Below are 12,564 nucleotides of genomic sequence, written 5' to 3'. Positions count from 1 at the left end.
AAGCAACAGAAACTCAGAAGTAAATCACTTCTAACGAGAATTTACAATACATCTCGAGCTTTTGCAACTGAATCTAAGATTAATTCATATAAATGTAACGGAAAGACCGGACGAAGTTGTCCGGCCTCACTCGTTATTTATGGTTTGATCACAAGATCTGGTTTCTTCTTCAAACTGTGTCTTCCATCGATAAATCGTACGGTTCCTGACTTTGCACGCATAACAACAGATTGCGTTGTACCTGTCGATCCGTCAAAACGTACTCCTTTTAAAAGCTCGCCGTCTGTAACACCTGTTGCAGCAAAGATCGCGTCGTCCCCTTTTACAAGGTCGTCCATGTACAATACACGATTAACGTCGTCGATGCCCATGCGTTTGCAGCGTTCTAATTCTTCGTCGTTTTGAGGAAGCAGCTTACCTTGAAGTTCTCCGCCAAGGCATTTTAACGCAACAGCTGCGATTACACCTTCAGGAGCTCCTCCTGAACCGAATAAAATATCAACACCCGTATCGTCAAACGCCGTATTGATCGCCGCTGCTACATCGCCATCTGAAATCAGCTTGATACGCGCACCAGCTTCACGAATATCTTGAATGATCTGCTCATGACGTGGTCGGTCTAGGATTACTGCTACCAAGTCCTCGATATTCTTGTTTTTCGCTTCTGCTACTGCTCGTAAGTTATCGATAACAGGTGCGTTAATGTCAATCTTGCCAACACTTTCGCGTCCAACTGCAATCTTGTCCATATACATGTCTGGTGCATGAAGCAGGTTTCCGTGATCAGCGATCGCTAAAACAGCTAAAGCGTTCCACGTTCCAGATGCAACGATGTTCGTTCCTTCTAACGGATCTACTGCAACATCAACACGAGGACCATAGCCTGTCCCAAGTTTTTCCCCGATATAAAGCATAGGAGCTTCATCCATCTCGCCTTCACCGATCACAACTGTCCCTTTCATCGGAACCGTATCAAAAACGTTACGCATTGCAGTTGTTGCTGCGTCGTCCGCTTCGTCTTTCTTTCCTCTTCCCATCCAACGTGCTGATGCAAGAGCTGCCGCCTCTGTTACACGAACAAGCTCCATCGATAAACTTCTTTCCATGTGTGTTTCCCTCCCCATACTTTAACCGCTTACATAATTATCCTGAAGAAAAATCACCAGGTGATGGTGATTTCTCGTTTTAACTTATGAATTCTTAAGCTCTTCCAACTCTTCAGCACCTAAGCTCTCACGCCATACCTTAGCTCCAAGTCCTTTTAACTTGTCTACTAAAGATTCATAGCCGCGATCGATATGCTCAAGACCAGAGATCTCTGTTACACCTTCAGCCATAAGACCCGCTACAACAAGAGCTGCTCCTGCTCGAAGGTCAGAAGCTTTCACTTTTGCCCCTTCAAGCTTGGCTGGCCCATTTATTATAGCAGAACGTCCTTCTACTTTCACATTCGCTCCCATACGGCGAAGTTCGTCGATATGTTTAAAACGCGCACTGTAGATCGTATCTGTTACAATGCTCGTTCCTTCTGAGCTTGTTAAAAGTGAAGTGAACGGCTGCTGAAGGTCCGTCGGAAACCCTGGATAGACGAGCGTTTTGATGTCAACGCTCTTGAGTGGATCTTTTCCACGATAAACGAGCACTTGATCATCTTTTGTTTCAATGTATACACCCATCTCTCTCAATTTAGCAATGAGAGATTCTAAATGTAGAGGAATCACATTATCTAGCAATACTTGCTGACCCATAGATGCTGCTAGGATCATGTACGTTCCCGCTTCAATACGGTCAGGTATGATGGAGTGACGGCAGCCATGCATCTCATCGACACCATCGATACGAATAACATCCGTTCCTGCTCCTTTGATCTTGGCACCCATGCTTGTTAAAAGGGTAGCCACATCAATGATCTCAGGTTCTTTAGCCGCGTTTTCGATGATCGTTTGGCCTTTTGCTCTTACTGCTGCGAGCATGATATTGATGGTCGCACCAACACTAACAACGTCCAAGTAGATTTTTGCACCAACGAGCTCGTCCGCGCGAAGATAGATCGCTCCTTGCTCGTTCGTTACTTTTGCGCCTAACGCTTCAAAGCCTTTGATGTGCTGATCGATCGGACGAGGTCCTAGGTTACAGCCTCCTGGCAATCCAATGACCGCTTTTTTGAAACGGCCAAGCATCGCTCCCATCAAATAGTACGAAGCACGAAGCTTTTTCACTTTTCCGCTCGGCAGCGGCATCGCAATCATTTTTTCAGGGTTAACCGTTAGAGTCTGATTCTCATCCAGGTAAGCTTCCCCTCCGATTTCCTCTAACAGATCACGTAGAATACGAACGTCTGATATGTTAGGCAAACCTTCAATGGTAACGGTAGATTCTGCTAATATCGTCGCGGGGATCAAAGCCACCGCACTGTTTTTTGCTCCGCTTATATGGACCGTTCCTTCTAGAGGATAGCCCCCTTCAATCATCAGTTTTTCCATGGTAAACTCCTTTCAGTAAGAGTCACAAAAGTTGTGATTGCATTACCTTTTTAGATAGTACTATTATTTACCAATATTTTCTTTTCATGTATGAAAATTTGAGTGTTGCTTTGTTGCGTTTGAAAGTAGTTGATTTCCGTTTCAGGTGCTCGCTTTCCGCGGGGCAGGCGGTGAGCCACATTCGTACGTTTCACTCTTAAGTGTCTCACCTGCCCACCTGTCCCGCAGGAGTCTCGCACCTTTCACTACAATCAACTTATCCAGGAAGTTATAAAAACACCTTTTATTAAAGAAAAAGAACTAATAAATTACTTTCTGTTAGCAGCGTCCCAGTCAGCTAGGAATTTTTCGATCCCTTGATCTGTTAGCGGGTGCTTTACTAGTCCTTTGATTACGTTTGGCGGAATTGTTGCGATGTGCGCGCCTCGTAGTGCCGCTTCTGTTACGTGAACAGGGTGGCGGATCGATGCTGCGATGATCTCTGTTGGGATCTCATGAATCGCAAAAATTTGTGCCACTTGTGAAACAAGCTCCAAGCCATCTTGACCGATATCGTCTAAACGACCTAAGAATGGTGATACATACGTTGCACCTGCACGAGCTGCAAGCAAGGCTTGGTTTGCATTAAAAATAAGCGTTACGTTTGTTTTGATGTTTTCATCAGAGAACGTTTTTACCGCTTTTAATCCGTCCAGTGTCATTGGAACTTTTACCGTGATGTTGGGTGCGATCTTCGCTAGTTCGCGACCTTCTGAAACCATTTCTTCATAAGAAGTTCCGATCACCTCAGCACTAACAGAACCCGATACTAGGCTCGTGATTTCCTTCAGTCTTTCATGAAAATCAACGCCTTTTTCTTTAGCGACTAAAGAAGGGTTCGTCGTTACTCCAGATAAAATGCCCAGGTCATAGGCTTCTTTAATATCATCAATGTTTGCAGTATCAATAAAGAATTTCAAAAATGATCACTCCTGTTTTTTTTGAGTATGTCTATCTTTTATATTCTTTTATAACATGTTCGTCTTCATACACGAAGGATTACGCTTACAAAACTTCGTATCATACTTTTATTATCTATACGTGGATCGTGTTTTTGCACTCTTATAGTGTAAATGAAACCGCCTATGATGTATAGGCGGTTTCATGAGAAAGGTTATATTAAGCTTTGTTAGAAGAACCAAACTCACGCATTTTTCCAGCTACAGTAGCTTGGATCGCATCACGAGCTGCAGTTAAGTAGCTACGAGGATCATACTTGTCTGGGTTAGATCCGATGTATTCTTTAACTGCTTTGTGAGAAGCAATTTGGTTTTCTGTGTTTACGTTGATTTTAGCAGTTCCTAAAGAAATTGCTTTTTGGATATCTTTTGTTGGGATACCAGTACCACCATGAAGTACAAGAGGTACACCAGTTAGTTCCATTACTTCTTTCATGCGGTCAAATCCTAAGTTAGGCTCACCCTTGTAAGGTCCGTGAACAGATCCTAGTGCAGGCGCGAAGCAGTCAACACCAGTTTCACGAACAAGTTGATCACACTCAGATGGAATCGCGTAAGCTGCATCTGCATCTTCAACAACTAGATCGTCTTCTTGTCCACCGATACGGCCAAGTTCTGCTTCAACAGAAACACCGTGGAAGTGAGCAAGCTCAACTACTTTTTTAGTAAGAGCGATATTCTCTTCTAATGGGTGGTGAGATCCGTCGATCATTACAGATGTGAAACCTGCATGAATCGCTTCAGCACACTTTTGGTAGCTAGAACCGTGGTCAAGGTGGATCGCTACAGGTACAGTTACTTTGTACTCTTCGATAAGAGCTTTAACCATAGCTACTACAAGCTTGAATCCGCCCATATAACGAGCAGCACCTTCAGAAACACCAAGAATTACTGGAGATTTCTCTTCTTGTGCAGCCTTAAGGATCGCTTGAGTGAACTCAAGGTTGTTCAAGTTGAATTGACCAACTGCATAATTTTCCGCTTTTGCTTTTTCAAGCATTTCTTTCATTGAAACTAAAGGCATAGTAATGTCCTCCTTAGATATTGGCACGAGCAGACCAACTACATTTTTGTATAGTATATTTGCTGAAATGCGCATACACAGCAAAAAGAAGCCACTTTAGTTTACCTTTCATGGCGTCTTGCTAAACATTTCATTATGCTCATATTTCATTCTAGTATAGCATACCAATATCGCCTGAAAACCGCAACACATCAACGTTTTCGGGGTGTAACCGCTATCATTGCCGACACACCAGCATTTCTTAATCTTTTATGATGATGGCGTGTTTAATGGAAGTTCTTTCCTAACCGCTGCGCGAATCTCATCAATATCAAAAGGTTTTGCAAAATGAGTGATAGCTCCCAGCTTCATAGCCTCATGAATCATGTCCAGCTCACCATAAGCGGTCATGATGATCACTTGAATCGTTTCATCATGTTTTTTTACACGACGAAGGATCTCTAAGCCATCCATTCCAGGAATCTTCATATCTAAAATGACAAGATCAGGGCGGTCCTTCTCCACAATTGAAAGAGCTTGTACACCGTTCGCTGCCTGATACGTCTTATAACCTTCTTTTTGAAAGATTTCGTTCAAAAGAATTCTGATGCCATACTGATCGTCTACAATTAAAATTTTCCCGCTCATTATTGCTCACCTCATCTAGAGTTTCTTTACAAAACCATTTTGTCCCTATACCATTCGAGACAGAGGATACCAATTCCTGCTGTTCCCGATGATTTGTATTGTTAAATTAAGTATACTAAATTAATAAACAAAAACACGATGATTTGAAAAAAAGTAAGGAGTTCTTTTTCATGTTAAAAATATTTTCAACACAAGTTGCAGGATTGCTAAAATCCATTTCAGATAAAGAAGAACAGTCGATCGAAGAAGCTTCACGTTTGTTGGCACAAAGCGTACTTTCTGAAGGAACTGTATATTTTAAAGGCTTTGATGAGATGGAAGCCGTTGTGAGTGAAGCACTGTTTGGAGAGAATAAATTTCGCGCCGGGGCTAATTTTTCAGATGTAGCGTTGTCTGATCTGCTCCCCGTCGATAGTGTAGTAGTGGCTTCGCGCTTTTTAGATGACGAAGAAGCAGTATCACTTTGTTCAGAATTACGTAAAAATGTTGATTGCAACGTCATTTTGATCGGCGGACGACGAAAAGATGCTGAAATGGATGTGAATGTGAATGTGAATGTGGAGGAATTAGCCGATATCGTGATCGATACGAAGGCCGTTCGCGGATTAGTACCGCTGGATGATGGCTCACGACTCGGTTTTCCATCTGGATTGACCGCTTTATTCGCGTATTACGCCTTATTTTTAACGACGGAAGAGATTTTAGAAGAATATGATGAATAACATGAAGCCTGGCTGTATGCCAGGCTTTTAAAATTATGTACTTCTAGTCGCCATAAAAACTCAATCACATAAAAAGCATAGTTAATCACATAAAAAGCGGCATCCATCACATAAAAATTAGAGCTCATCACATAAAAATAGACAAACATCACATAAAACGCAAAAAAACGGCAGCTCCCACTCAGAAAGTGAAGCTGCCGGCCATAATTAGTTCTTCAATTGTGTTACTGCACCGATAAAGTCACGGAATAGTGCTTGCGGGCGTGTTGGTCGTGATGTGAATTCTGGGTGGAACTGTGACGCAACAAACCACGGGTGATCTTCTAACTCGATGATCTCAACAAGACGTCCATCAGGAGATGTTCCTGAGAAGATGAATCCTGCTTTTTCCATCTGTTCACGGTATTCGTTGTTGAACTCATAACGGTGACGATGTCTTTCGTAAACAACTTCATCGTTATAAGCTGCGAACGCTTTTGTATCTTCTTTAATCTTACATGGATACAGCCCAAGACGTAGTGTACCGCCTAGGTCCTCAATATCCTTTTGTTCAGGAAGTAGATCGATAACCGGGAACGGTGTGCCAGGCATAAGTTCTGCTGAGTGCGCACCATCAAGTCCTAAGACGTTACGAGCAAACTCTACGGAAGCCAGCTGCATACCAAGACAAATTCCTAAGAAAGGAACTTTGTTCTCACGCGCATATTGAGTAGCTAGAATCTTACCTTCTACCCCTCTGTCACCGAATCCACCAGGAACTAAGATACCATCAGCATCTTGAAGAAGTTCGTGCACGTTTTCAGCTGTCACGTTCTCAGAGTTGATCCAATCGATCTCGATATCTGTATCAAATTGATAACCCGCATGACGAAGCGCTTCAACAACAGAAATATAAGCATCTTGTAACGCTACATATTTTCCGACTAACGCGATCTTCGCTTTTCCTTTTAAGTTCGTTACGCGGTTGATCAGTTCTTTCCACTCCGCCATTTCCGGCTCGTGTGTTTCAAGCTTAAGGTGTTTACAAACAAGCTCATCCATCTTCTGCTCTTGAAGATCGATTGGCACTTGGTAAAGCGTATCTGCATCTCTAGCTTCGATAACCGCTTTAGGATCGATGTCGCAGAATAGACCGATCTTGTCTTTCATCTCTTGAGGAACCGGCATCTCTGTACGAACCACGATGATGTTCGGCTGAATACCAAGGCTGCGAAGCTCTTTTACACTATGTTGTGTTGGCTTCGTTTTCAGCTCACCTGCTGCACGGATATAAGGAATCAGTGTACAGTGGATATACATTACGTTTTCTGAGCCTACATCACTTTTGATCTGACGGATCGCTTCTAGGAACGGCAAGCTCTCGATATCCCCAACTGTTCCGCCGATCTCTGTGATCACGACATCTGCATTTGTTTCACGGCCAGCACGGAAAACACGTTCTTTGATCTCGTTCGTGATATGCGGGATAACTTGAACCGTTCCGCCAAGATACTCACCGCGACGCTCTTTTCTAAGAACGGTAGAATAGATTTTCCCAGTCGTTACTGAGCTGTATTTATTTAAGTTAATATCGATAAAACGCTCATAGTGACCTAAGTCTAAGTCCGTTTCCGCACCGTCATCCGTTACGAAAACTTCACCATGCTGATAAGGGCTCATCGTCCCTGGATCCACGTTGATGTAAGGATCGAATTTTTGCGTCGTCACTTTCACTCCGCGGTTTTTTAATAAACGGCCTAATGATGCTGCAGTGATTCCTTTTCCTAAAGAAGAAACAACACCGCCTGTAACAAAAATATATTTTGCCATGTTTTCAATCCCCCTAAATTTTCTAAAATAAGTATGTGCGTTTAACGCTTTTTCTACTATCGGGAGAGGCGGTGTACGTGAAGTGTACACAGACTCATCCGTAAAAAAATAAAAAGCAAAAGACACTTCCCCTATGGTTAGGGGGCACTTTTGCTTTTGATATCATATAAAATTAGTCTTTTAAATAAAAGATACAGGAATAGCCCAAAAAGAATATTACCCGAGTATAGAGCCCATGTCAAGATGATCTGTGAGAATCCAATTTTTAGTGGACAAGCTTGAGAAATGGCGCTTAGCCTAGGCAATCGGCGAGTTTCGGCCTGCAATCCAAGAGATTAGGCTCTGAATCCAAAGTTTTTGCCGTTAATCCACGAGTTTCCGCCCTGAATCCAAAAGTTTTTGCCTGCAATCCACAAGTTGCATCTAAAAAACAAAAACCAGCGCCAAAAGGCACTGGTTCTAATGAGTCACAAAGACTTACAGATTTTCTTCCTCATCTGCATCTTCATCTTCGTCGTCTTCGTCGAAGTCTTCATCTTCTTCATCGAATTCTAATTCTTCTTCTTCATCGTCATCATCGTCATCGTCATCAGCAAGATCGTCGTCTTCATCAACGAACTCATCTTCTACTTCTAACTCATCGAAGTCTTCATCATCGAAGTCCTCTTCAAAGTCATAGTCATCTTCAGACGCTTTTTTACGTTTTGTTGGTTTGTTCGTTGCACCAAGTTCCTCTTCAGAGCTCTCAACCGGGTACCACGTTTTTAATCCCCATTTATTATCGCCTAATGAAACGAATCGGCCGTCAATATTCATATCTGTGTAAAAATACGCAATTCGATTTTCAACTGCAGTTTTAGACAAACCTTTGATTTCAGCAATCTGTTTTACTAAATCATAGAATTGTACAGGTTGCTTAGCATTCTGCAAAATTTCAAATGCGATTTCGACCATTGACATTTCAACGACTTGTTCTTTCGTGTACGTGTTCAGCATAGCCACATCGGCACTTCCTTTCCTTCTCCACACTCATTTATATCAACACATTGTGCTCATTCTTTAGAAGAATCATACTCTTCATTATAAACAAATCCCATGGGTATATGCCAGTAGTAATCTATCTTTTTTCCATAAAAGGTTTTGTAAAAGGTGTAAGGTAGAGCTTCGATGCTCTAGAAAGTAGTTGATTTCCGCTCCAGGTTTCTCGCTTTCCGCGGGGCAGGCGGTGAGCCACTTGCCGCTTTGCGCCCTTAAGTGTCTCACCTGTTTAGTTGCAGTGGCTAGCCCCTCGAGGTCAAAAGTTAAATGGTCAAGAAGGCAAAGTGCGCCTTCCTGGCCCATTCACCTTTTGCTTGTCGGGGCCGAACGAGCCACTTCCACTTTTCGAACTGCCCACCTGTCCCGCAGGAGTCTCGCAACCTTCTGCTCCAATCAACTTGCAAATGAGGTATAAATAAAGATTAAAAACAATAACCTTCAAAAAACTACATTTCAAGAGAGTAGTTCTATAGCAATCATACAAACCTCTCTTGATTGATATTGAGACATAAATGCAAGATCAAAGAGCAGAGATTTAGGAAATCAATCTCGCAAAGAAAAGAGAACCGCTTAAACCGGCGGCTCTCTCCTCATCACACTACATGTTTCTTCTATACTTTCCGCCTACTTCATAAAGCGCGCTCGTGATCTGACCGAGACTTGCAAATTTTACGGTATGCATGAGCTCATCGAAAATGTTTCCGCCGGATAAGGCAACATTTTTTAAACGTTTAAGAGCGTCACCCGCTTGGTCTTTGCTTGACTCTTGGAACGCGTTTAGATTTTGGATTTGCTGCTCTTTTTCATCTTTCGTCGCACGTGCGAGCTGCATATTGAACTCTTCTTCTGACGGTGGATTCGGGTTCAGATACGTGTTCACGCCGATGATTGGAAGCGATCCGTCATGCTTTTTCATTTCATAATACATCGATTCTTCTTGAATCTTTCCACGCTGATACTGCGTTTCCATCGCACCAAGTACGCCGCCTCTTGTGTTCATGCGCTCGAACTCTTGAAGAACCATCTCTTCTACAAGATCTGTTAACTCTTCAATAATAAAGGAACCTTGAAGCGAGTTCTCATTACGAGCCAAACCAAGCTCTTTTGTAATGATCATCTGAATCGCCATCGCGCGGCGAACGGATTCTTCCGTTGGCGTTGTGATCGCTTCGTCATACGAGTTCGTGTGAAGCGAGTTACAGTTATCATAAAGTGCCATCAACGCTTGAAGCGTCGTACGGATATCGTTAAAATCAATTTCTTGTGCGTGAAGTGAACGTCCAGATGTTTGGATATGATACTTCAGCTTCTGGCTGCGCTCGTTCGCTTTGTATTTATCACGCATTACCGTAGCCCAGATTCGGCGAGCAACACGGCCGATTACGCTATATTCTGGATCAAGTCCGTTTGAGAAGAAGAACGATAGATTGGGCGCGAATGCGTTAATATCCATTCCACGACTTAAATAATATTCAACGTACGTAAAGCCGTTCGCAAGTGTAAACGCGAGCTGAGTGATCGGGTTCGCACCAGCTTCTGCGATATGGTAGCCAGAGATCGAAACCGAATAATAATTACGCACTTGGTGGTCGATAAAGTATTGCTGAATATCTCCCATCATGCGAAGCGCGAATTCAGTAGAGAAGATACACGTGTTCTGACCTTGATCTTCTTTTAAGATGTCTGCTTGAACGGTTCCACGAACAGAAGCAAGAGTCTTCTCCTTAATCTCGCTGTACTCTGCTTCGTTCGGTTGTCTGCCGTTCGTATACACAAAGATCTTCACTTGCTGATCGATCGCCGTGTTCATGAACATGGCGAGAATGATCGGTGCCGGACCGTTAATCGTCATTGAAACTGATGTAGAAGGTGCGATCAGATCAAAGCCGTCATACAGCTTCTTCATGTCGTTGAGCGTACAGATGCTCACACCGCTCTCTCCGACTTTTCCGTAGATGTCCGGACGGTGATCCGGATCTTCTCCGTAAAGGGTTACTGAATCAAACGCTGTACTCAAACGTTTTGCGTCGTCATCTTTTGATAGATAATGGAATCGGCGGTTCGTACGTTCAGGCGTTCCTTCTCCAGCGAACTGGCGCTTTGGATCTTCACCTTTACGTTTAAAAGGAAACACTCCCGCTGTGTATGGGAACGAGCCTGGAACGTTTTCTTTCATGATCCACTTTACAATGTCTCCCCAGTCTTCAAACTTCGGAAGAGCCACTTTTGGAATATCAAGACCAGAAAGACTTTTCGTCGATAGCTCGGTCACGATCTCTTTGTCTCGAATCTTTGTTACAAACTCTTTTTTGCTATACATTTCTTTTAACGCTGGCCATTCTTTGAGCATTTTTGAAGTCGTTGGCAACAATTGCTCTTCAACTTTTTCCAGTGCTTTGTTTAACGACGTTTCTACTTCTTCACCTGCAGCGTCGTATTCTTTTACCGTTTCAAGCGTTCCTTGAATTTGGAACGACTTGCGAGCTAGTTTCGCTTGCTCATTCACCGTTTCATGGTATTTACGAACCGTTTGTGCGATCTCATTTAAGTACTGAGCACGTTCACCTGGTATGATTACGTTCTTTTTCGCGGTCATCGCCTCTGCTGCAGGCTGAATGCCCCAATCCACGCCTGACTTTTCTTCGATCACCTTCATCAAGTGATAAAAAAGGATGTTCGTGCCCGCATCGTTAAATTGGCTCGCAATCGTTCCGTAAACAGGCATCTCATCTAAATCTCTATCAAACCAATTGCGAGAACGCTGATATTGCTTCTTTACATCACGAAGCGCATCTTCAGAGCCTTTGCGCTCGAACTTATTGATCGCAATAATATCTGCGTAATCGATCATATCGATTTTTTCTAATTGTGATGGTGCACCAAACTCACTCGTCATCACGTATAGAGAAGCATCAGAGATTTCTGAAATCCCAGCGTCCCCTTGGCCGATTCCGCTCGTCTCAACAACGATCAGATCAAATCCAGCTGCTTTCGTTACTGCGATTGCGTCCTTGATCGCATCGGACAGCTCAGAACGTGAACCACGTGTAGCAAGTGAACGCATGTACACACGTGGATGATAGATCGCGTTCATTCGGATTCTGTCACCTAAAAGCGCTCCCCCTGTCTTTTGTTTGGTCGGATCGATAGAGATGATCGCAATCGTCTTGTCTTCACACTCGTTTAAGAAGCGTCGAACGAGCTCATCGGTTAATGAACTTTTTCCCGCTCCTCCTGTTCCTGTGATTCCAAGAACCGGCACTTGTTTTTGCAGACTTTTCAATTCGTTTAACGTCTGTTCAGCCGTTGCTGCGATCTCTTCTGGCGCTTGCTTCACATTTTCTGCTAACGTGATCAAACGTGAAACAGAGCGAACGTCTTTTTCTACTACTTTTTCGATCTCATCTGTTAAAGAGGTAACCGTCGGAAAATCACACTCTTCTACCATCTTATTAATCATGCCTTGAAGTCCTAGCAATCTTCCATCTTCAGGAGAAAAGATGCGTGTTACACCATAAGCATGCAGCTCCTTGATCTCAGGTGGGATTATAACGCCCCCGCCGCCTCCAAAGACTTTGATATGTCCTGCACCTCGTTCTTTTAATAGATCGATCATATATTTAAAATACTCAACATGTCCGCCTTGATAAGAAGAGATCGCGATTCCTTGAACATCCTCTTGAATGGCAGCACTCACCACTTCATCTACGGAACGGTTGTGTCCAAGGTGGATCACCTCACAGCCGTTCGACTGAATGATTCTTCTCATGATGTTAATCGACGCATCATGACCATCAAAAAGGCTGGAAGCGGTTACAAATCGAACCGGATTTTTCGGCCTGTAAATATCGGTCTGAGTCATT

The 12,564-nt window shown here is 43.2% G+C and carries 10 protein-coding genes; 1 reads left to right on the top strand and 9 read right to left on the bottom strand.

The features are described 5' to 3' along the window. Positions 1 to 137: 137 nt before the first annotated feature. The 6 genes from glpX to IHV10_RS08405 all read right to left on the bottom strand — a co-directional run bounded on the left by glpX (position 138) and on the right by IHV10_RS08405 (position 5,135). Positions 138 to 1,106, bottom strand: a complete 969-nt coding sequence (gene glpX / locus IHV10_RS08430) for a class II fructose-bisphosphatase (RefSeq protein WP_066244703.1) — start codon at positions 1,104 to 1,106, stop codon at positions 138 to 140. An 84-nt stretch (positions 1,107 to 1,190) separates the two neighbouring features. Beyond that, positions 1,191 to 2,483: a UDP-N-acetylglucosamine 1-carboxyvinyltransferase gene (locus IHV10_RS08425; RefSeq protein ID WP_197128278.1), complete on the bottom strand. Its 1,293-nt coding sequence runs from the start codon at positions 2,481 to 2,483 to the stop codon at positions 1,191 to 1,193. A 50-nt stretch (positions 2,484 to 2,533) separates the two neighbouring features. Continuing rightward, on the bottom strand, positions 2,534 to 2,692 hold the full coding sequence (locus IHV10_RS08420) for a hypothetical protein (RefSeq protein ID WP_197128277.1): 159 nt from the start codon (positions 2,690 to 2,692) through the stop codon (positions 2,534 to 2,536). A gap of 99 nt (positions 2,693 to 2,791) precedes the next feature. Next, positions 2,792 to 3,442 carry a fructose-6-phosphate aldolase gene (gene fsa / locus IHV10_RS08415; RefSeq protein ID WP_197128276.1) on the bottom strand — a complete coding sequence of 217 codons (651 nt, stop codon included), beginning with the start codon at positions 3,440 to 3,442 and terminating at the stop codon, positions 2,792 to 2,794. Positions 3,443 to 3,641: 199 nt separating this feature from the next. Next, positions 3,642 to 4,505 (bottom strand): class II fructose-1,6-bisphosphate aldolase, encoded by an 864-nt coding sequence (gene fba / locus IHV10_RS08410; protein ID WP_066399034.1) that lies wholly within the window; start codon positions 4,503 to 4,505, stop codon positions 3,642 to 3,644. Between the two features lie 249 nt (positions 4,506 to 4,754). Further along, the gene (locus IHV10_RS08405) at positions 4,755 to 5,135 is read right to left on the bottom strand and encodes a response regulator (protein ID WP_171005594.1); all 381 of its coding nucleotides are present in this window, start codon (positions 5,133 to 5,135) and stop codon (positions 4,755 to 4,757) included. A gap of 167 nt (positions 5,136 to 5,302) precedes the next feature. Between IHV10_RS08405 and IHV10_RS08400 the strand changes: the two genes are divergently transcribed. Then, on the top strand, positions 5,303 to 5,854 hold the full coding sequence (locus tag IHV10_RS08400) for a DUF2529 family protein (RefSeq protein ID WP_197128275.1): 552 nt from the start codon (positions 5,303 to 5,305) through the stop codon (positions 5,852 to 5,854). A 207-nt stretch (positions 5,855 to 6,061) separates the two neighbouring features. Here the strand turns inward: IHV10_RS08400 and IHV10_RS08395 are convergent, their stop codons facing one another. The 3 genes from IHV10_RS08395 to icmF all read right to left on the bottom strand — a co-directional run bounded on the left by IHV10_RS08395 (position 6,062) and on the right by icmF (position 12,563). Next, positions 6,062 to 7,663, bottom strand: a complete 1,602-nt coding sequence (locus IHV10_RS08395; RefSeq protein WP_197128274.1) for a CTP synthase — start codon at positions 7,661 to 7,663, stop codon at positions 6,062 to 6,064. Positions 7,664 to 8,140: 477 nt separating this feature from the next. Beyond that, the gene (rpoE, locus tag IHV10_RS08390; protein ID WP_197129867.1) at positions 8,141 to 8,659 is read right to left on the bottom strand and encodes a DNA-directed RNA polymerase subunit delta; all 519 of its coding nucleotides are present in this window, start codon (positions 8,657 to 8,659) and stop codon (positions 8,141 to 8,143) included. A gap of 640 nt (positions 8,660 to 9,299) precedes the next feature. Continuing rightward, entirely contained in the window at positions 9,300 to 12,563 is a 3,264-nt protein-coding gene (gene icmF / locus IHV10_RS08385) for a fused isobutyryl-CoA mutase/GTPase IcmF (RefSeq protein WP_197129864.1), read from the bottom strand. Position 12,564: the final 1 nt, after the last annotated feature.

The organism is Fictibacillus sp. 5RED26 (assembly GCF_015903895.1).
Lineage (GTDB): Bacteria > Bacillota > Bacilli > Bacillales > Fictibacillaceae > Fictibacillus > Fictibacillus phosphorivorans.
Note: the sequence above shows the minus strand (reverse complement) of the source record. Positions and strands in the feature narration are given on the sequence as shown.